The sequence below is a fragment of the Mariniphaga sediminis genome, assembly GCF_003573545.1.
Lineage (GTDB): Bacteria > Bacteroidota > Bacteroidia > Bacteroidales > Prolixibacteraceae > Mariniphaga > Mariniphaga sediminis.
In genome coordinates, this window is the sequence record NZ_QWET01000001.1 from 156378 (window position 1) to 177816 (window position 21439).

Annotated in this window: 13 protein-coding genes; all 13 read left to right on the forward strand. The window is 44.9% G+C overall.

Annotation, left to right across the window (positions count from 1 at the left end):
- Positions 1-97 precede the first annotated feature (97 nt).
- The 13 genes from D1164_RS00535 (at position 98) to D1164_RS00595 (ending at position 21437) form a co-directional block, all read left to right on the forward strand.
- The gene (locus tag D1164_RS00535) at positions 98-2140 is read left to right on the forward strand and encodes an alpha-amylase family protein (RefSeq protein WP_119347979.1); all 2043 of its coding nucleotides are present in this window, start codon (positions 98-100) and stop codon (positions 2138-2140) included.
- Positions 2141-2201: 61 nt separating this feature from the next.
- Entirely contained in the window at positions 2202-4457 is a 2256-nt protein-coding gene (locus tag D1164_RS00540; RefSeq protein WP_147371972.1) for a hypothetical protein, read from the forward strand.
- 1 nt (position 4458) lies between these two features.
- Complete coding sequence (locus tag D1164_RS00545; protein WP_119347981.1) at positions 4459-6837, forward strand: hypothetical protein; 2379 nt, start codon at positions 4459-4461, stop codon at positions 6835-6837.
- 41 nt (positions 6838-6878) lie between these two features.
- Positions 6879-8039 carry a M24 family metallopeptidase gene (locus tag D1164_RS00550; protein ID WP_119347982.1) on the forward strand — a complete coding sequence of 387 codons (1161 nt, stop codon included), beginning with the start codon at positions 6879-6881 and terminating at the stop codon, positions 8037-8039.
- A 29-nt stretch (positions 8040-8068) separates the two neighbouring features.
- Positions 8069-8623, forward strand: a complete 555-nt coding sequence (locus tag D1164_RS24150) for a sugar O-acetyltransferase (protein WP_119347983.1) — start codon at positions 8069-8071, stop codon at positions 8621-8623.
- Positions 8624-8675: 52 nt separating this feature from the next.
- Positions 8676-9419, forward strand: a complete 744-nt coding sequence (locus D1164_RS00560) for a creatininase family protein (RefSeq protein ID WP_119347984.1) — start codon at positions 8676-8678, stop codon at positions 9417-9419.
- A gap of 7 nt (positions 9420-9426) precedes the next feature.
- Positions 9427-10365 (forward strand): hypothetical protein, encoded by a 939-nt coding sequence (locus D1164_RS00565; protein WP_119347985.1) that lies wholly within the window; start codon positions 9427-9429, stop codon positions 10363-10365.
- A 65-nt stretch (positions 10366-10430) separates the two neighbouring features.
- Positions 10431-11612 (forward strand): MFS transporter, encoded by a 1182-nt coding sequence (locus tag D1164_RS00570; protein WP_241558235.1) that lies wholly within the window; start codon positions 10431-10433, stop codon positions 11610-11612.
- A gap of 176 nt (positions 11613-11788) precedes the next feature.
- Positions 11789-13213: a Gfo/Idh/MocA family protein gene (locus D1164_RS00575; RefSeq protein ID WP_119347986.1), complete on the forward strand. Its 1425-nt coding sequence runs from the start codon at positions 11789-11791 to the stop codon at positions 13211-13213.
- 196 nt (positions 13214-13409) lie between these two features.
- Positions 13410-14240, forward strand: a complete 831-nt coding sequence (locus tag D1164_RS00580; RefSeq protein WP_119347987.1) for a 3-keto-disaccharide hydrolase — start codon at positions 13410-13412, stop codon at positions 14238-14240.
- Between the two features lie 49 nt (positions 14241-14289).
- A complete protein-coding gene (locus D1164_RS00585) occupies positions 14290-17220 on the forward strand; it encodes a CIA30 family protein (protein WP_119347988.1) in 2931 nt (976 codons plus the stop codon).
- A gap of 10 nt (positions 17221-17230) precedes the next feature.
- Positions 17231-18439, forward strand: a complete 1209-nt coding sequence (locus D1164_RS00590; RefSeq protein ID WP_119347989.1) for a hypothetical protein — start codon at positions 17231-17233, stop codon at positions 18437-18439.
- A gap of 43 nt (positions 18440-18482) precedes the next feature.
- Positions 18483-21437, forward strand: a complete 2955-nt coding sequence (locus D1164_RS00595) for a hypothetical protein (RefSeq protein WP_119347990.1) — start codon at positions 18483-18485, stop codon at positions 21435-21437.
- Positions 21438-21439: the final 2 nt, after the last annotated feature.

Here is a 21439-nt window from a genome sequence, read left to right on the forward strand (position 1 = left end):
ATCCTTGGTAATTTTTGCCGTCCGTAAGGAGCCTAAAAATAGTAAAAAAATGACTATTTAAAGAATGTAACAAAAGTGTAACCAATAAAAATAAATCATGAAAATAGTAATAAGTATCTTTTGCATTATTCTTGCTCTGCCGGCTATATCACAGCTGAAGAGCGAAGAAAACGGCAGGTCTGAAAATATCCATCAACCCAAATATTGTCTTTTTTACGATAACCATACCATGCCGGCTATTCCGGATGTCGGGAAAAATTTTGATGTGGAAGCATTTACCGACAGGATAAAGGATTGTGGGGTAGATTACCTCACATTTCATGCGCGCTGTAATCTGGGTATGGCTTATTACGATACAAAACTCGGGATAAAGCACCCCTCCCTTGAATACGATCTTTTCGGGCAACTGGCTGATGCCTGCAAACGAAAAGGGATTACCCTTACCGCCTATTTAAATGGAGGGATCAGCAGCGCCGAAGGGGTACAACACCGCGACTGGACAACGCTCTACTTTGATGGGAGAGAGTATCGTGAACCCCGTTTTACACCTTACGTCAGGACGATGTGTTACAACAGTCCTTACCGGGACCACCTGGTGGCCATGGTGGAAGAGATTGCACAAAATTATCCGGTGTCAGGTTTTTTTATTGATTGTTTACAGAATTTTCCCTGCGTTTGCCCCATTTGTCTGAAAGAGATGAAAGAGAAGGGGATTGACTGGACAAACAGGGAGGAAGTGGTAAAATTCTCTGGTTTTTCAGCTTTGAGACTGGCAAAAGATATTTACGATGCCGCTACGGCAATTAATCCCAATTTGTTGATTTATCACAATAATCCCGGCTACGAAGAGCAGGCTGAATTCAGTACCTACTTCGAAGTGGAATGCCTTCCTGCGGGAGCCTGGGGGTACGAATACCTGCCGGTACTTTCGCACTATGTTCGTACGTTGGGCGATATGCCGGTATTAAACATGACCGGCCGTTTTTATGATTGGGGCGATTTCGGCGGCCTTCGTCCTGAACCTGCCCTCAAGTCAGAACTGCTGTATGGCCTGGCAAATGGCATGCGCCCGAATGTCGGGGGGCATTTTCATCCCCGGGGCGATTTAAATAATGCAGTATTCGACCGGATAGAGAAGATATATAAGGAACTGCAAACCATGGAACCCTGGTTTGACAATGCAAAAAACGTAACAGAAATAGCCATCGTTTATCCGAAATCTATACAAAATATTCGGGGCGACAGGCAATTGAAAAGTGCGGTACGCATGCTTAGCGAACTAAACCATCAGTTTGATGTGGTTACCACTTTTTCAGACTGGAGCAAGTACAAAGTGCTGGTTATCCCGGACGGTATCACCTTTAACGAGGAGGTTACGCGTCGCGTAAAAGAGCATTTGGCAGCGGGCAAGGCCGTAATATCCAGTGGGAGCTCTGGGTTAGATGCGGAAAAGACCCGGTTTGCCCTGGAGAAGGAATGGGGGCTAACATATGAGGGGGAGAATGATTTCGACCCGGCTTACTTTACCGTGGGTGAAAATTTTAATTCGCACCTGCCGGACATGCCTTTGTCACTTTATGCTTCCGGGATAAATGTTGAGCCATTGCCCGGAACAGAGGTGGAGGCCTACCTGATTAAACCGTATTTTAACCGTCACTGGGACGGGGAATATGCCTTTTATTATACCCCGCCCGATCAGGTAACAGAAAAACCGGCGCTTACCGTAAATGGAAACGTAGCTCATTTCAGTCACCGGATATTTTCGGGGTATGGAGACAAAGCCTCGGTAGAATTACGGACTGTTTTTTCCAATGTCCTGGACAACTACCTTTCCCGCCCGCTTTTTAAGTCGGACGACCTTCCAAGTTTTGCGCGGGCATTTGTTACGGAACAACCCGGACGAAAGATGGTCCATCTACTGTCGTACGTTCCGGAAAAGAGGGGCCACACGGAAATGATAGAAGAGCCGATAGAATTGCACAATGTAAAGATTTCACTCCGGAATGACGGGACCCGTCCCAAACGGGTTTACCTGGCACCCGAGAAAAAATCCCTTCCCTTTAAACAGGTTGATGATTATATCGAAGTGACGGTACCAAAATGTAAGGGGTATTCACTGGTCGTTTTCGAATCAAAGTGATAAAATATTGATGAACAGAGATTAAAAATCCGGTATGAATTACCATCAAAAATATAAACGAATGAAACGAATAGTAGGCTTGTTCATATTTATGAGCATTATATCAATATCATGCACCCAAAGTATAACAGTAGATAGTGATGATGTCGTTATCGAAAATGAGCAGTTTAAGCTCATTGTGGGAAGTGACGGGATTTCTAAAAGTCTTGTGCTTAAGTCTTCGAATGAAGAATGTCTGGTTCCGGGAGACAAAATCCCCATATTTTCTGTGACACAGGAACGGCCGTATCATAACGAAATTAAACTGGCCCATCCCAACAAAAGGATGACGTTTCAGGCAAATTCCGTTAAAAGGGAAGGCGACAAATTAATTGTTGGTTTTGAATTAATCCCGTATGAAGCAATTGTCCGGATAAAGGAAACCTCTGATTATATAAGCTTTAGCTTCGACGATTTTATTGTTGATCCTGACGATTATCCGGCCTATTTGAAAATTACGCCGCCACCTGCTACCGAACTTTGTTTTATCCAGTTGCCCGTTAAAGACAGAAAGCATTTTGGTGAATGGCTCAATGTGAGTTGGGACGAGAATGTTTCTGTCAACCTGTTAGGCACCGATCCGTACGCACGGATTGATGCGGAAAAACGCAATGGATATCGTATTCTGAAGGCAGATGCCGAGAAAGAAATAAAATTTAAAGGAGTTGGAGCTGCTTTAATTGTTTGCAAGACCAATGAACTGTTGGACAAAATTGCCCGTGTGGAAGAAGACTATAATCTGCCCAAGGGGGTAAAAAGCCGGCGGAATGAACAGATAAAATTATCTTATTACTGGTCGGGTAATGTAAATCCCGGGAATCTTCAGCAACATCTGAAATATGCCCAAATGGGTGGATTTAGAAACATGATGCTTTATTACCCTGCTTTTATTGAAAGTAATGGGTACAGGAAGATCGGTGATTACGACTGGAATAAATCCTTGTATCCGAAGGGTAAAGAGGATTTGAGAGAGATGCTTCAGGCCATTGAAGGCAAGGGGATTGTACCGGGTTTTCATTTCCTTCATTCCCATATTGGAAGAGACAGCAGGTATGTTACTCCCAAACCCGATTACCGGTTGAACCTGCTCCGGCATTATACCCTGTCAGCGCCTTTGGGTAAAAACGACACCGAAGTGTATGTGGAAGAAAACCCTGACGGAACCACAATAGCAGATGGTGCCAGAGTGCTTAAAATCGGGACTGAACTTATTTCTTATGAAGGATATACCACCACACCACCGTATAAATTTACCGGGTGTGTTCGGGGTATAGACGAAACAACAATCAATACCCAGCCGGCAGGATATATTTTCGGATTGCTGGATGTGAGTGAATTTGGGGCCACCAGTGTTTATATTGATCAAAATACCAGTTTGCAGGACGAAATAGCAGAAAAGCTTGCCAATATTTATGATGCCGGTTTTAAGTTTGTCTATTTTGATGGTTCAGAAGGTGTTAATCCTCCGTTTTGGCATCACGTTGCTGCGGCACAATACAAGGTTTTCAGCCGTCTAAAGCCTGACCCCATATTTGCTGAAGGAGCTGCCAAAACCCATTTTAGCTGGCACATGCTTAGCGGGGGGAATGCATTCGATATTTTCAGCCCCGAAACGTTGAAAGAGGAAACACGAAGGTGGCCGGCAGAAGAAGCTCCCCGGATGAAAGCCGATTTCACCCGCATTAATTTTGGCTGGTTGGGGTATTGGGTACCGGATGAAAAAACCATAGGCACACAACCCGATATGCTTGAGTTTGTCACAAGCAGGGCAGCAGCATGGGATTGTCCGGTTTCAATTCATGCGAGCCTGAAAAAGTTTGATGCACATCCCAGAACCCCTGATAACCTCGAAGTTCTGAGAAGATGGGAAGAAGTAAGGGCTAACAACTGGCTGACCGAAGAGCGAAAGCAAATGCTTCAAAACCTGGAGCAGGAACATATTCTGCTGCTGAATGAGCAAAAAGAGTTTGAGTTGCAACCGTATGAACAGATTGAAAATGTGGCCGGTGGCAGTAAAGAAGTGCGGGCATTCATCATTCAGCGGGAAAGCGAATTATACGTGGTTTACTGGCATATTTCAGGAAGCAAAAAACTGGAATTACCATTGAATAAATCGAATGTGCAATTATTTGAAACACTTGGGGTAGAGAAGAATATTGATTCCGGAAACGGTGATGCCATTATTGTTCCTGTTGACAATCGTCGTTTTTTGAAAGCAGGGAATTTATCAAAAGAGCAGCTTGCAAATGCTTTTTCCAAAGCTAAAATTTTAAACTAAAATGACTTCAAAAGGCTTTACACGAAGGGATTTTTTGGGCAGAACAACGGCTGGCCTGGCAGGAGCCGCTGTCTCACCCGCGATTCTCGGATTTGACAGGCAAAGTGCTGGAGAAACCACCGGGAATCAATTCCAACGTTCAGTTTCGGATTTTAATACTGAAGTGGAACGGCTACCTGCTGAAGAACTGTATGATTACCATAAAAGGCTTTCTTCCGGGCCTGTGCATGTATGGCGAAGGGATTTGGAAACGCAGCGGGAAAAAAACGAGATGTCTGTTCCTGATAAGGGCTGGACAATAACCTGGGCAACGGGCAGCGGCGTAATCATGGAAAATGCAGTCCGGGATTTTTGCGATTACCTCGACAAATCGCATCGTGTTCAGGTTGAACGGGAAGCGAAGGACTCGCTCCGTGACTGGAAACGCTATCGCCGGCGAATCGTTGCAGGGACAAAAGAACAGTTGCCCGGATGCGGTAAAACGCTTGAGAAAACCAAGGATTACGAGATACAGGTAACGCCTGATTCTATTGTGGTATGTGGCTACGATGAACGGGGAACAATGTTTGGCTTGTATAATCTTGAAGCCCGCATGAACCTGAGGGAGGCTCCCTTTTTACCAAAGGATCTTAAAGTCGTTCGGCACAGCCTTTATAATACCAGGATGGTGTTATCCTGGATGGGCTGGATGGAATGGCCTGACCAGCTCCTGTCTCATTTGGCACACGACGGATTTGACGGGATTTTTGCCGGAGTATATACCAATCCAAACGGAGATCGTACTACGGCCGAAACATCTACTGATTTTTATGCCCGGTTAATGTATGGAGTCCGGAAACAGGATCCGGAAAAAATTAAAGATCTGATAAAAAGGGCATCGGGCTTTGGGATAAAAGTATATACTCCCATAATATGGCAATACCTCGGCACAAAAGAAAGTGAAGAAGAGTTGCGCAAACTGGTGCGGGATATTGTAACAGAATTTCCCGACATCCGGGGATATGTTCTTTTAACAGAAGGATTCTGGTACAAAAAGTGGGGTGGTGGCCATGGCGCCAGCAAGGAATACCTTCAGGAATGGGCGCGAAACTGGTCTTATGCGGCAGGCATTGTGGAAGAAGAATGCCATAAAATAAATCCGGATATTGAGATACTTCCCTGGGAGTACAATATTGATTTTCGTCCGCAGAATACGGAGATAAAACGCTATTTCATTCAGCAGCTTCCGGAAAATACCACGCCCATGCTTACCTGGGAAAACGGAAAAAGTTTCGAGATTGACGGCATGCAGGGATACCTTCGCGATTACTCCCTGAACCAGATTGGACCGGCAGAAGTAACCGATGCCCAGATTGATGAAGCCCGGAAACGTTCCATGAATGTTTTTTCAAAAGTAGATACGTTTGCAAGCTGGCAATATGGAACCATTCCTTATTTGCCGTGCCCGTACCAGTGGTACGACCGGTATAGTGCCCTGGAAAAGTATGGCATAAGCGGCACCCTGGAAAGCTGGAGCAGCGGGTATAAACCGAATTTTATAAGTCAACTCCGTGCGTGGACCTGCTGGACAGATTATCCTTCCCGCGATGAGCTGTTAAAACAAATTGCTTCGGTAATTTTTGGGAAAAACCAACAGGAACAGGTATTGAAGGCATGGGAACACTTTAGTCAGGCCATTCGCTTTGTTCCGGATACTGGCCCTAATATGGGAACCAATAATGCTGTCGGGAACCCGCTTTTTTTCCAGGTCCCGCCGGCAAGGACCGGCACCTTCGATTATTCATGGGGGGATCCGTCATGGAGGGTGCCATTCAATCCGTACTGGCCGTTCACTGTTTCACGGATGGTGTTTTTCCCCGATTTTTCCAACCGAATCAATAAAGCAGAACAATATGCCAGGAGTGCTACGGGGATTGTGGCGGGGAAAGAAACCAAAATTTTACCGGTTTTTCTCAAATACCTGAAAAAAGCCATAGACGAAATGGAGAAGGGCTTAATTCTGTACAGAGCGGCTGCGGTGAACAGTCCGGAGAGAAAACGGGAGGAAGCAGTTAGAGAAGTGGTGGTGGCAGAGCAATTGCAGCGGATGATGCAAAGCGATTATGCCATCCTTGAGTTTGAAGACCTTCGGTTGCAACTGGTAAAAGAAAAGAATAAAGGGGCTTTTGAAACGATTCTGGATCGTATGGAAAGCGTTCTTAAAGACGAAGTTGAAAGAACAAAACTATCCTTGCTGGCTGCCACAAAAGATTCGCGTTTGGGCTTTCAGTTTGAACAGGACTATGTTTATACTCCCTATTCTTTAACCGAAAAGCTAAAGGTTTTAACCGATACGCTGAACAGTCAACTTCCGGACGCCAGAAAAAAGGGATACTTTTAAAATAGTAAACTAATACATTAAGAGCATTTAAAATTATAATTATGAACACGACAACAATTCCGCAGAGTGAATTTGAAGAGAGAATTAAAAGGTTTCAGGCAAATATCAGGAAAGAAAACCTGGATGCCTGTCTGGTACATGCCACAGAATCTGATATGGCGCACGTAAGGTACCTGAGCGAATACTGGCCCACGTTTGAAACAGGTGCCGTTTTTGTGCCTGCAGAAGGAGAACCGGTATTGCTGGTAGGCCCGGAAAGCGACCTGTACGCCTCTCATCGCAGCTTTTTTAAGAACATTGAAAAGTTAATTGAATACAGGGAATCGGCAGAGCCGGATGCGCCGGGTATGTCTTTTATCACGTATAAAGATCTGATTGCGAAATATGTTCCGCAAGGCATTAAAAAATTAGGTATTGTAGGCTGGGCAATTACCTCCCTGCCGGTTTATATGGCTTTAAAAGAACAGCTTCCGGGAGTGGAACTGGTAAAAGCTGACATGACCCTTTGGCCTTTACGTTTTGTGAAAAGCGACAATGAACTGGCATGCATGCGTAAAGCTTTTGAAATATCGGAACTGGCTGTGGAGGCTATTCTCAACGAAATAAAACCGGGGATGACGGAATTCCAGGTGATAGGAATCGCCCAGCGTGAAATCTATAAACATGGCGGAGAATATGAAGGACATTCCTTGTATTGCTTCTGCGGGGAATCAACCAATAATGCCATTTCCCGTCCGACTCATAATAAAATTGTAGAGAACGAGGTAATCCAGTTGAATATTGGCGCACGGGTAAGTGGTTATTCATCCAGTGTAGGACTGCCATTCTCCATAGGCCCGTTGCCGGAACGTAAAAGACGTTTGGTTGAGTTTGGTTTGGAAGCCCACAAAAAAACAATAGAATTGCTTCGCGCCGGAAAACCGGCAGGTACCGTTGTCAATGAGTACGAAGCATGGGTAAAAGAACAGGGATTTGGTCAATATTTGCTGTACGGACCATGCCATTCAATAGGTATGATGGAAGTGGAGCGTCCCTGGATGGAATCAACATCAGAATACCTGTTGGAAGAAAACATGACTTTTCAGGTTGATACCTTTTTTTATGATAAGGATTTTGGATTGCGTTGGGAAAATGGGGCCATCGTAAAAGAAGGCGGAGCAGAGTTGATGTCGTCTAAATTTATGAAATACACTGAGATTTAATCCTGATATTTACATTGCAAGAAAAACACATGACTGAAAAAGAAAAGATGTTGAATGGAGAGTTATACATGGGATCGGATCCTGTGCTTTCCAGTGAACATCTTCGTTCCCTGAAATTATGGAGAGAATTTAATTCGGTGAGTCCGGAAGACAAAGAAAGAAAGCTTGAAATACTGAAAAAATTGTGCCCAAACCAGGGGACAAATGTCTGGATTTCGGGACCTTTCTATTGTGATTATGGTTATAACATTCATTTTGGGAATAATATCTATATAAACTTTAATTGTACAATACTTGACGTCAATAAAGTAACGATAGGTAATGACGTGTTGATTGGCCCATCGGTCGAGATTTACACTGCGGCCCATCCCATGGACTGGGAAGAAAGAGCCACAAGAATAGAGTACGGGAAACCTGTTACCATTGGCAATAATGTCTGGATAGGTGGCAATACCACCATATGTCCTGGTGTTACAATTGGAGATCGCAGCGTTATTGGGGCGGGCAGTGTTGTTACTAAAGATATTCCTGAAGATGTGGTAGCTGCCGGAAATCCGGCAAGAGTTATAAGACACCTGAAATAAATTATCCTGTTTAAAATGTAGAATTTACCAATTAATTTTAAAACAAAATACTATGCGTTATGAATTAATGTTCCCGGATCAAATCCGTGAAGCGATTGACAAAAATACACCTGTTGCTTTAGCATTGGGTGTTTTGGAATACCATGGCGAACACCTTTGTCCGGGTGTTGATACCCTGGTGGTTCAGAGGGCACTGGAAATGCTCGAAGATGACATGGAATTAATCGTACTTCCGCCGTTTTATTACGGCGCAGGTTCTTATGCTGTTGCCGGTCCTGAGCGTAAAGGCGGCGTGCATATTGATGCCGAAACCTTAAATAAATTTGCCCGCCAGTTATTTTATAACCTGTTGCGTATTGGCTTTCGTAATGTCTATGTATTTTTTCACCATCAGAGTGAAAACTTTGTCAGCGGAATGCCTACCGACCTTGCTTTCAGGTTGGCAGCCAAGCAGGAGATTTTTGCTTTTATCGAGAATGAAAAAGGCGATGGCTGGTGGGGAGAAGATACCGCTTCTGCCAACTATTATGAGGAACATGACAGTGGTACAGACCCGTTTAGCTGGATTCGCGTTGAACCGTTTATGAGCGGCGAGGCCCAGAAGCAATGGCCCATAGATCATGCCGGCGAACAGGAAACGTCTTTAATGATGGCATTTGCTCCCGATGGCGTGGATATGAAACGCTTTGACGGAAAACAATGGTATGCCCAGTCGGCAGTCAAAGCCAATATGGATTATGCCAATAAAGCAAAAGCATTCATTTTGGATGATTTGAAAAAGAGGATGAGCAAATAACAGTAAGATGACAGGCAGGGAATTAACCGATTTGCTCTCTCAATCGTATCGTCGCTGGCATCTGACAGGTACTCTGGAAAACGGCGTTATTGCTGCGCTGGATATGGAAGGCAGACTGTTTACCGTTGTTAATAATAAAGTCATTAACCGGGTGGTGCCTTCTGCCATAAAAAACCGCTCCAATAAAAATGCCTATCAGAACCCCGGTGGCGATGCGCTCTGGCCTGCTCCGGAGGGGACTACACTGGGATACGAATATGCAACCGGCGCCTGGCGTGTGCCTCCGGCAATAACCGGGGCTGTTTGGGAAGTCGTATTGCAGGCAGAGAATCATTTTGTTATAAGGGCAGAGATAGATCTCATAAATAATTACCAGGCAGGGATTCCCTGCGAATTTGAGCGCCATGTCAAAATGGATAGCGGTGATAATTTTGTTACCCAGCATGTAACTGAAGTCATTCGCTATATTGGTGGGAAGACTCTCCGTAATGGAGAGTTTTCACTGGCGCCCTGGTCACTTTGCCAGTTCGATTCCGGGAAAAACGGAAAAGTAACCTTACCCCCTCCTGAAAAGAGGGATGTTTGGGACATGTACGGGCCGTCCGGTTCTCAACGCCGTTTAACCAACGGAGTGTACGTTGTGAAAACTGAAACGAAAGACCGGTTTCAACTGGGGATGAGTCCGAAAGTTCCCTGGATTGAATATACGCTGGAGAATCAGTTCCGGGTGAAACGTTATGCCGGAGAATTAGCCAATGGTCAGTCTTATATTGATATTGCCGATTCTCCTCCGGATCAGTTACCCTCGTCCAGAGGGGTCAGTTTAAGTGTTTATTGCGATCCATCCGGTTTTATGGAAATTGAAGCATGCGGCGGTTGTTCGGAGGAACTGGCACCGGGGACTGAACTTCGGGTCGGGATAACTACTGAATATGTAATGGTTTAAATAAGAACAGAATATTTATTATCTACTTTGTTATGAATTCTAATAAAAAGAACATAATTGTCCCAATGCTTTTGATCGGGGCCATGTATGCAGTGCTGGGCTTTGCCCTTGGGATTAATGCCTTTTTTATCCCCTTTGTGAAGGAGGCCTTTAACATTTCAACCGCTGAGTCATATCTTATTATGACGGCTACCTTTTCCGCTTTTGTTGTCTTCGGGGCTTTTTCCGGCGGAATACTCAAAAAAGCAGGATATAAAGGAGGAATGGTCATTGCCTTTGTACTTATGGCAATAGGTTTTTTCCTGATAACACCCGCGGCCCGCTCCATCAGTTTCCCCATGTTGTTGCTGGCATTGTTTATAAGCGGGCTGGGGCAGGCCCTTTTGACAGGCGCTGTTAATACGTACGTTTCGATAATTGGTCCGGAAGAAAGTGCTGCCAAACGAATAGCCCTGATGGGTATTTGCAACAAAACATTTTATGCTGTAGCGTCGCTGATGCTTGCTGTATTTATGGATTTGGCCAATGTGCGAATTGAGGATACCATTCTTCCGTTTTATATTATTACAGGTGTTTTACTGGTTATGGGGCTTTTCTATTATTTTTCTCCCCTTCCCGAAATCAAGGCGGTTGGTGAGGACGATGACGGAGAGGATATCCCGGAAAATTCAACATATTCCAGGTCAAAAACAAGTATCTTCCAGTTTCCGCATTTGTTACTGGGAGTTGTTGCCATTTTTTTTGTTATTGGATTGGAAACGGTGGCCCTTGGTACGATTAACGATTATGCCACAATCCTTCATTTAGCTTCACCGGAGAATTATATCTGGCTGGTATCAGCAGGTATGGTTATCGGTTATTCGCTGGGGGTACTGCTTATTCCAAAGTATGTGAGTCAGGGACAGGCTTTGCTGTTCTCCACTGTCTCCGGTATTTTAGTTACTTTAGCCATTATTATGGTGCCGGAAAGTGTGTCAATCTATCTTGTTGCCTTTTTGGGTCTGGCCAATGCCATGATGTGGCCGGCAGTATGGCCACTGGCTATAGCCGATCTGGGAAAATTTACAAAAATGGGCAGTTCGTTGCTGGTAACCGGGATTATTGGCGGTGCATTTCTTCCTTTGTTGTTTGGGTATGTGGCCGAACAGGCATCGTATCAGAATGCTTATCTTGTTTGTTTGCCGGCCTACCTGTACATAATTTATTATGCATTGTCAGGATGCAAAATAAGAACTAATATCAATTGAATTTGATGGTGAGCCTTAAATTGTTTTGATTATTTTGGGTTTAGGCAAGGCAAAAAATTGAGGCATAGCCATAGCTACGGCGATATTTTTTAACGAAGCATAAACTCAAAAGAACGGAAGAATAAGGCTCAGGGTCATGTTTAATTGGTATAAAACGGATAAGTAACTAAAAACGAATGGACAATAAAGATAATCAGGCCACAACCACCCGAAGAAACTTCATCAAAGCAGCCGCAGTTGCCGGTGCCGGTATTATGATTTTACCGCGGTGTACGTTAGGCGGCAAAGGATTTGTTCCGCCCAGCGATAAGATTAACATTGCCCTTGTTGGGGCAGGAGACATATCCATGCATCACCTGAATGAGGTCTTTAAATATGACGATGTACAAATAATTAGCATTGCAGACCCTGCCGAATACTGGGATAACAAAGTTCTCAACAAGCAGGAAAGCGGCCGGAGGCCAAGGAAGAAACTCATAGAAAGTCATTATGCCCAGAAAACGCCCAACTACAAAATAACAGAATATGAGGATTTCCGGGTAATGCTCGAAAAAGATTCGGCCATTGATGCTGTCATCTGCTGCTCCCCGGATAATACCCATGCGCATATTTCTATTCTTTCGATGCGGGCAGGCAAACATGTGTACTGCCAAAAACCACTGACGCATAATATCTGGGAAGCCCGGAAAGTGCGTGAAGTTGCCCGGGAGACGGGGCTGGCTACCCAGATGGGCAACCAGTTGCATGCCCTGGATACCATCCGGCAAACGGTTGAATACCTTCGTTCCGGTGTTATCGGGACAGTCCACGACGCTTATTCATGGGTAGGGGCCACAAGGTACTGGAAAGGGATTTCAGGTTATCCAACCGAAAAGATGAAAGTTCCCCGGGGGTTTAACTGGGATGTATGGCTTGGCCCCACAAGTTTCCGTCCTTACCATAGCGCTTATACTCCTTTTACCTGGCGTGATTTCTGGGATTTTGGGAATGGGGCGCTGGGAGATTTCGGGTGCCATGACATGGATGCAGCAACCTGGGCATTCGGTTTGGATTCGCCCGAGAGTGTGCAGGTATTTCCTGCCGGGAACAGGGGGAGCAGTGAAATGACCCCTTACGGAGAAATAGGGCATTACTATTTTGGGGGGAATGATAAACGTTCCCCGATAAAACTAACCTGGTTCTCAGGCGGTCTGCTGCCGGAGCATCCGGCCGCTTTGCCGCGGGATGTTAAGCTAAATAAGTCCAGGGGGGCTATGTTTATTGGCGATAAGGGGCTTATCCTTACCAATGGAGGGGCCAGTGGCGCCCCGGAGATATTTCCAAAAAGTTTGCGTGAATCTTTTACCCCTCCACCAGAGTCTCTACCCCGTTCCAAAGGGCACCATCGCGAGTGGTTTGATGCCATAAAAGGCGGGGAGATGCCGTTGTCGAACTTTGAATATGCATCCAAACTCACCGAGATAACCCTTTTGGGGGTATTGTCGTTACGGTTGGGAGGAGAAAAAATCCTTTGGGATAAGGAAAATATGAAAGCGATTGGGTTACCCGAAGCGGACCAAATTATAAAGGAACCCGTAAGACAAGGTTGGGAAATGTGTTAGTTCCGGTTGTTATCCTGTTGCGCCTGAATCGGAATAGACTCAGGAACATGTTGCCGGAAGGTGAATGGGAAAAGAAATTAAAGTGTAAATTTGAGTAGTATAAAATGAGCATAAGTAAATAATTAACACGGGAGTAATAATTGAAAACTCATGTGAATTCCATCTGTTATCATAAAAAAAATAAAATTTTAAACGAATGAAACTGTCAATTTCTTTGATTATCGCCGCCACTTTATTGCTGACGGTTAGTGTGGCCAAAACAAATGCTTCTGAGCCTTCTGGACGTATAAGCGCTGCTTCCGGTGAGAAGGCAAAACTAAAATTGTTCAATGGTAAAAACCTGGAGGGTTGGTACACTTTTATAAAGGGCAAAGGGAAAAATATGGATCCCAATGAAGTGTTTACAGTCCGGAATGGGGTAATAGCGATCTCTGGTGAGGAATATGGTTGTATTACTACAAACGAAGAATTTGAAAACTACAAACTTGTTGTTGAGTTTAAATGGGGCGAAAATACCCATGCTCCCCGGCTTGAGAAAACCAGGGATAGCGGCATTCTTTTGCACTCAATAGGTGAAGATGGTGGTTATAGCGGAATATGGATGCATTCAATCGAATGTCAGGTAATTGAAGGGGGAACCGGCGATATCATTGTTGTTGGCGACGGATCGCCCAATTTTGCTGTTACCTGTCCGGTTGCTTCAGAAAAACAGGGTAATTCGTATGTTTTTAATCCTGAAGGCGAACCCGTTACTGTACACCAGGGAAGGATAAACTGGTACGGACGTGATCCGAACTGGAAAGATGAAAAGGGCTTCAGGGGAGCTAACGATGTGGAAAAACCTGTGGGCAAATGGAATAAGATTGAATGTATTGTAAAGGGAAAAGAGATCAAGATATACCTTAACAATAAACTGGTAAATCATGCATTCGATGTAAAACCCAGTAAAGGACGGATTCAGATACAATCTGAAGGGGCAGAAATATTTTACAGAAAGGTGGAACTGACATTATTGCCAGCTGAATAAGCCCCCGTTACATTATACAAAGGAAGTGGTGAATCAACGCATAATTTTTATGGAGAAAAGAAGTTTTTATGCCCGGTATCTGCACCTTGTTATGCTGCTTCTGGCAGTCATCTTAGCAAGCTGCGGGAGAGAAGGAATTGTTTTTGAAAATGAATATTTCAGATATGAAATTACTCCGGAGGGAAAAAACCTTCATTTTATTGATAAGCAAAATAATGCAGATTATTTGAAAGATGATGGCATATCTTATTGCGCTTCAGTGAAAAAGGAAGGCAGGGAATATAACGTAACCGGAATAGCCCTTGAAGGGGAAATATTGAAATTGAATTTTGACGAAGCGGGGGTATCCGCCGAACTTTTGGTTACAAAAGCGAAAGATCACATTAACTTTAAAGTAAAAAACGTAACAGGCGATCCATGGTCACTGACTTTTATGAATGTGCCTCTTAGTTTGGAGGGGATGTCGTATGAACCATTTGGGGCCTGCTTGTTGGCAATGAACCTAAATACCCATGTTGTTCAGCTTCCTGCCCTGCAAACCCTTATGAAGGCAACCTGTTATTCCCGTTTGGGAATGGAAGGAGCTGAAATTTCCATGCTGGGATTGCCCCAAAAGATGGTGTTGCCCGCCATCAGGGACATTGTAAAAGGTGCAGAAGGTATTCCCTTTTCTGATCAGGGAGGAGCCTGGGCGCAAATGGCAAAAGAAGGCTTTGGTTCATACCTGATGAGCGGGGGAGGACGCCTGACCGAGGAAACAGTAGATGAGTGGATTGAATCATGCAAAAGTTTAGGATTTAATCAGATTGATAACCATGGAGGAGGTGCCTTCTTTAAATTTGGCAGCTTTGAACTGAATAAAGAAAAGTATCCTGACGGGTGGGAATCTTTTAAAAGAATAAATGAAAAGCTTCATGAAGCCGGAATTTCATCCATCTTACATACCTATTCATTCTTTATTGATAAAAATTCGAATATAGTAACACCGGTGCCCAATGAAGGGCTTGGTTACTTTGAGGGCTTTACCCTTGCCGCCCCTGTTGATGCCGGTGCCGATGAAATTATTGTTAACGAGTCAACCGCTGATGTTTCAACCACAACCGGTTTTTGGGTAAGAAACAGCACTACGCTCAGAATTGGGAACGAGCTTATCGAATTTACAGGCGTAACCAAATCTCCGCCATATAAGTTTACCGGTTGTAAAAGAGGGGCGTTGGGCACCCAGGCCCTGGAGCATCCGGCAAATGAGAAGGCTTTTCACCTGATGGAGATGTTTGGAAGATTTGTTCCCGGAGAAGATACCGAGCTTTTCACGGATATCGCCAAACGAACAGCCCAAATAGTCGATGAATGTAAATTCGACGGCATCTATTTCGATGCAGCCGACGGAAGTGACCTTTGGGGAGGCGAGGAATTTTACTGGCACTATGGGCCTAAGTTTGTTTTTGAAGTGGCCCAAAATCTTAAAAAACCGGTAGGTATGGAAATGGCAGGTATGACGCATCTCTGGTGGCACTACCGATCACGATGGCAGGCGTGGGATTCGCCGGTCAGAGGGTACAAACGGTTTGTGGATATTCACCTGGCCTCAATTAAATCTGATACCTATAAACACGGGGAATTTATGGGACATACTCCTGTGATTGATAAACTGGCAAGAGCCGAGCACAGCCCTCTAATGCTTCCGTTGTTTTTGGGGTGGTGGAGAAATTATCCGTGGACTGCTTCTCCCCAGGTTGAGATGACTCATACCGATGATATTGAATATTTGTGCAGCAAGATGATTGGGAACAACGCAGGCCTTTGTGTGCAGGGGAGTGTTGATAAGAAAGCAGTTGAAGATGTTCCCCTCCTGGGGCAGTTGCATGCCATTATCAGACAATACGAAGAGTTAAGGCACAAGAAATATTTCCCAGACAGCATTCGAACCATTTTGCGTGAACCGGGGAAGGATTTTACCCTGTTTCAGGAACAAAACGGAGACTGGAATTTTAAACCTGTCGTTTATAATGAACATAAAGTAACCGGGCTGAGCGATGGTTCCGGTAGCTGGACTGTACAGAATGAGTTTTTCCAGCAGTCCCTGAAACTGAGGATTCAGCCGTTGATGTCGGTAAAGCCTTTTGATGATCCTTCGAATATTTTGTTAACAGAATATGCAGCCAATGAATTCAGTAACGAAGGGAACGCCACGGGCGTGACAGGAGAAGTCACCACCTCGGATGACCTTCCTGAAAATGCCGGCGCTGCAATTAATTTCTCCGCACGGAGTTCCGGGGCTTCCCCCAGGGAGGGAGCATGGATAAAGATGGAGAAACAGTTTACCCCGTTGATTGATCTGGAGAACAATCAGGCGCTTGGGGTCTGGATAAAAGGGGATGGCAACGGACAGCTGCTTAACCTCAGAACCGGAAATCCAAAACATATTGGATATGCCGGCGTCAGAGGCGATCATTTTATTGATATCGACTTTACTGGCTGGAAGTATTTTGAACTGGTCGAAGTTGAGTCGGAAAGATTTAGTGATTATATATGGGAAACACATGTGGAAACCCGGGAAATTCCTGAAGGTTTTAATGTGTATAACTCCTATAAGGGGACTGTAAAAATGAGCAGTGTCGATAAGCTGCAATTGTGGTATAACAACCTGCCTGCCAACAAGAAAGTTAATTGTATAATTGGCCCGGTTAAAGCGTTACCCATGGTTCCGGTAACTATTGCCAACCCGGCCCTTACCATCAACGGGGAGACAATCGTTTTTCCCGTAGAAATGGAATCGGGAATGTATCTGGAACTGGATTCCGACAATGTTTGCAGGTTATACAGTTCAAAAGGGAAAGTCCTGCAGGAAGTGCAATTACGTGATAAAATACCCGAATTGAAACCGGGGAGCAATAACGTTTCGTTTTCCTGTGAAGGGACAGAAGGGGTCAGTTCGCGGGTGAAGGTTACGGTAATTGGCGAAGGAAAACCATTGTAAATAAACAGATATGAGAGTCAGTCGTCGTGCGTTTTTTCGGAATGCCACAGCCGCAACGGGCGGAATTGTACTGTGCGGACTTCATGGCAACCTGGGGGCTTCAGCAGCTGTACCCAATTTAATAAAAATTGAAACGCCTTTTCATGGCGCTGTTTTAAACTCCCGGCATGGTGTAAAAGCCGGGGAAGGATTAAAAATTGAAGTACAGGGAGAGGCTCCTTTGAACGGAACTGTCACTGTAAATGGGGTACAGGCACGACGCGAGAAGACCAAATTTATGGCCGATGTCATTCTTCGCAATACGGAAACCGAAATTACAGCCATTTCAAACGGAGTGTTTGGAACCAATAAACACACCATAAGAGTGGTATGGGATAAAAATTCATTCCCGCGCTATGGATTTGAAATAGACGACAACATATTCTTTTTTCGCGACATCGCAAAAGAAAAATATCGCTCGCTATTCGATTGTTTTTACCTGAAAGGATTGCGGAAACTGCATCAGAAGTATGGAACAAAAGTGTTGCTGAATATCTATTTTTCAGATGGGCAGGAATATACAAAGTCGCCTGAATTTACACTGGAGCAGTTTTCCGATCGGTATAAAAGTGAATGGGAGGATAATGCCGATTGGCTGAAGCTGACGTTCCATGCCTGGGCTAACCTGCCCGACCGCCCGTATCAGGATGCCCCGGTCCAAAAGTTAACCAGTGACCTGGAGAAGGTGAGCGAGCAGATTATCCGTTTTGCCGGCGAGCAAACCTACACACCTCCCACCATTGTCCACTGGGGTATGATGCCGTCTCATGCCTATAAATCAATGGCTGAGAAAAACGTGAAAGTGTTACGCGGCTATTTTATTTCCAGAGAGAATGGTAAATGGGATGTTAACCATAATATGGATGCTGTACGATCGGAATATATCTCACACCATCATCTCCTGAAAGATTTTGACAGTGGTATTGTGTTCTCGAAAATCCATCTGGTGTGCAATTCTACTCCGGTAGAAAAAATTGTTCCTACCCTGCAGCCCCTGTTAAACCACCCGCAAGGTGCGGAGATTTTGGATCTGATGACCCATGAACAGTATTTCTGGCCTTTTTATGCGAATTATCTGCCCGATCATTTTGAACGGCTCGACAAAACTATCGGATGGGCAGCAGAACACGGTTACAAACCTGTTTTTTGGAACGACGGATTTCTGGGAGCGCCGGCATAAGAACCGTCAGGTTCATTTATCATAACAAGTAAATGCAATAAAAATGAAACAACTTTTCACTATCGGATTATTTATAATTGTTGCAGCCCTTCTGTCAACACACTGTTCTTATAAAACAAAGACTGAGAGTGGCAATGCCGTTGCTTTTGGCGACAGTATCTACATGCAAAGTTTGCCGCCTCAGCCAGACGAAACGGCCTGGAAATTTATTGATGAGCTTAAAGCTCCCATGTGGACAGAGCATGAGTGGGAGTCGAAACTTCCTGCTTCCGGACAAGCCGATCTTTCCGGAGGAGTCATTCTTAAAAAAGAATTCCCGGATCCCAAAGGGTACCTTGAAACAGCCTATGAAGATCTGCGTTTGTTTCTTGCGGCAGGAGATGTGCCAACGGGCAGCGGAGAGTATTTAATTGAATTTTTATCCTCGTCCGACTTAACGGGAGAGGCTTTCCGTTTGGAAGTTAATGCCAGTAATTGCCGGCTATGGGCAGGGGATGTGGAAGGTATCCGTCGCGGTATTTTTTACCTGGAAGATGAAATGCTCCGTTTACGTGCTCCTTTTTTGCCTTTGGGAACAATGGAAAAAGAGCCTGCCATTAAAAGCAGGATATCCCGTTGTTTTTTTGGTCCCATCAAACGGCCACCTGCCATGCGCGATGAATTAATGGATGCGGTGGATTATTATCCTGATAATTACCTGAACCGACTGGCTCACGAGGGGGTCAACGGTTTATGGCTTACCATTGAGTTTCGCGATCTGGTTTCCACCCGGTTCACGCCCGATAATGGGAAAGATGCGGAGCAGCGCCTGAAAAAATTGAGCCGGACAGTAGAAAAATGTTTACGGTACGGAATAAAAACCTATATCTTTTGTATTGAGCCCCGCGCCTGGGAGGCAAACGATCCGGTGTTAACGGATTTTCCGGAGTTGGGAGGGCACAAATCGGGAAACAGGTCGTTTTTTTGTCCGCTGGGTAAAGAAGCGGATGAGTACCTGTATGAATCAGTGAATAAGATTTTTAAAGCTGTTCCTGAACTTGGGGGAATCATAAATATTACCCACGGCGAAAGGGCCACTACCTGCCTGAGTGCCGTCTCCTCATTCAGCGATCATACTGGCCGGATAAACTGTCCGCGATGCAGCGACAAGGAACCGTGGGAAATACTTTACGCGTCCCTGTCGTCTATGCAACGGGGAATGCATGACGTTAATCCCGATGCCGAATTGATAAGTTGGCTGTATATGCCGCAGCCCCAAAGATTTCATCCCGGAGATGTTTATAAATTGGGGAATTGGGTTTATGATCTTCCTGTACATACTCCCAAAGGGGTGGTTCTTCAGTTTAATTTTGAATCCGGAGTGGAAATGGAAGTATTTGGCAAAAAGCTGGTGGGTGGAGATTACTGGATATCAAAACCCGGCCCCAGCGATAGGTTTGAAGATATTGCCCGTATTGCGCGGGAGCATGACACACGGATGTCGGCGAAAATTCAAACCGGAAACTCCCATGAACTGGCAACAGTTCCTTTTGTTCCGGTGCCTTCCCTTTTGTACGAAAAATTTGCTGCCATGCAGAACCTGGGAGTGACCCACACCATGTTATGCTGGTATTTTGGAAATTATCCGGGGTTAATGAACAAAGCGGCAGGGGAGCTTTCTATGAAACCTTTCCCTGAAAATGAAACGGAATTTCTTGGTCAGCTCGCTTCTGTATATTGGAAAAATGAAGATGTACCTAAAGTCGTTGAGGCATGGAAACATTTTAGCAGCGGATATGAAAACTATCCGCTAACCAACCATTTTCAATATTACGGCCCCATGCACGACGGACCGGTATGGCCACTGTTGCTGAAACCTGCCGACGCTCCGCTGGCGCCCACCTGGCAAATTGGCTCAAGTACCACCCTTAAACCCTGGCCTCCCAGCGGCGACAGGGTTGGCGAATGCATCGGTGGTGTTTTGACGCTGGAAGAGGTCGTGGAACTTTGCCGCCGCATGACAACATCATGGGATAAAGGGGTAGAAATATTTAAAGAGATGGAAATGAATTATCTGGGCGAAAGGGAAAGAATGTTGGATATCGGGGTGGCAAAAGCCCTGGGAATTCAATTCAGAAGCGGATACAATATTTTGAATTTTTACTTGTTGCGCGAAAAAATGTTGCGGATGGAAGGCATGGAGCGGCTGGAGATACTAAATCAGTTAACGGATATTATTGAAGAGGAAATAGCGCTGGATGAACAGTTGTTGGCTCTTTGTAAAGAGGATTCAAGACTTGGATTTCATTCGGAGGCAGAAGGATATAAATATTTTCCTGAAAAAATTGAATGGAGAATGGCAGAACTGAAAAAGGTTCTGGAAAATGACGTGCCTGCTTTTGAAAAGATCATTAAAAAAGGGGAACTTTTATTCCCCGAATATACGGGGAAAAGACCGGAGGGAGCTATTGCGAACTGTATCCAAATTTCGGATGTTTCGCCAGATGCAACTATTCAGGTACCTTCCGGGTTGCAGTGGCAAGAGCTGAACGAAGGGGCGGATACAGCTCAATTGCAATGGGCATCGGCCCGGGATTCCGAAGCATTGTATGTCTGGGTAACTGATAAAACACCTTCGAACCAGGCGTCGCTTGAAAATCCGGTTTCCAATGTGCGGATTAAGGTAGAACCCGGGAGACTTTATCCTGCTTTTCATTTTTCTTTCCATAAAATGACAGAAGAGAATGCAGGTGACCCGGTACGAAATTTGGGATACTCATTGGTTTATACCGCTGGTTTCAGAGAAGTGGAAGCAGAGGGGCAGAAATATGTTGTTGCCCGGATACCGTTCCGCATCTTGAGAACAGAGCCGGCAAAAAATAAGCCTTTACGTGTTGACGTAATTGTGCAAAAAAGTGGAGAGGGTAAATGTTCCTGGCGTCCGGATAATCCGCTTACCCCACGGTTAATTCTCGGAAATGATAACCCGGCGGATTTGGGCTGGCTGATTTTCAATTAATT

What these genes read in the sequence shown, in the direction of transcription:
- D1164_RS00535 (WP_119347979.1), top strand. Translation starts at nt 98, where the DNA reads ATGAAAATAGTAATAAGTATCTTTTGCATTATTCTTGCTCTGCCGGCT.
- D1164_RS00540 (WP_147371972.1), top strand. Translation starts at nt 2,202, where the DNA reads ATGAAACGAATAGTAGGCTTGTTCATATTTATGAGCATTATATCAATA.
- D1164_RS00545 (WP_119347981.1), top strand. Translation starts at nt 4,459, where the DNA reads ATGACTTCAAAAGGCTTTACACGAAGGGATTTTTTGGGCAGAACAACG.
- D1164_RS00550 (WP_119347982.1), top strand. Translation starts at nt 6,879, where the DNA reads ATGAACACGACAACAATTCCGCAGAGTGAATTTGAAGAGAGAATTAAA.
- D1164_RS24150 (WP_119347983.1), top strand. Translation starts at nt 8,069, where the DNA reads ATGACTGAAAAAGAAAAGATGTTGAATGGAGAGTTATACATGGGATCG.
- D1164_RS00560 (WP_119347984.1), top strand. Translation starts at nt 8,676, where the DNA reads ATGCGTTATGAATTAATGTTCCCGGATCAAATCCGTGAAGCGATTGAC.
- D1164_RS00565 (WP_119347985.1), top strand. Translation starts at nt 9,427, where the DNA reads ATGACAGGCAGGGAATTAACCGATTTGCTCTCTCAATCGTATCGTCGC.
- D1164_RS00570 (WP_241558235.1), top strand. Translation starts at nt 10,431, where the DNA reads ATGCTTTTGATCGGGGCCATGTATGCAGTGCTGGGCTTTGCCCTTGGG.
- D1164_RS00575 (WP_119347986.1), top strand. Translation starts at nt 11,789, where the DNA reads ATGGACAATAAAGATAATCAGGCCACAACCACCCGAAGAAACTTCATC.
- D1164_RS00580 (WP_119347987.1), top strand. Translation starts at nt 13,410, where the DNA reads ATGAAACTGTCAATTTCTTTGATTATCGCCGCCACTTTATTGCTGACG.
- D1164_RS00585 (WP_119347988.1), top strand. Translation starts at nt 14,290, where the DNA reads ATGGAGAAAAGAAGTTTTTATGCCCGGTATCTGCACCTTGTTATGCTG.
- D1164_RS00590 (WP_119347989.1), top strand. Translation starts at nt 17,231, where the DNA reads ATGAGAGTCAGTCGTCGTGCGTTTTTTCGGAATGCCACAGCCGCAACG.
- D1164_RS00595 (WP_119347990.1), top strand. Translation starts at nt 18,483, where the DNA reads ATGAAACAACTTTTCACTATCGGATTATTTATAATTGTTGCAGCCCTT.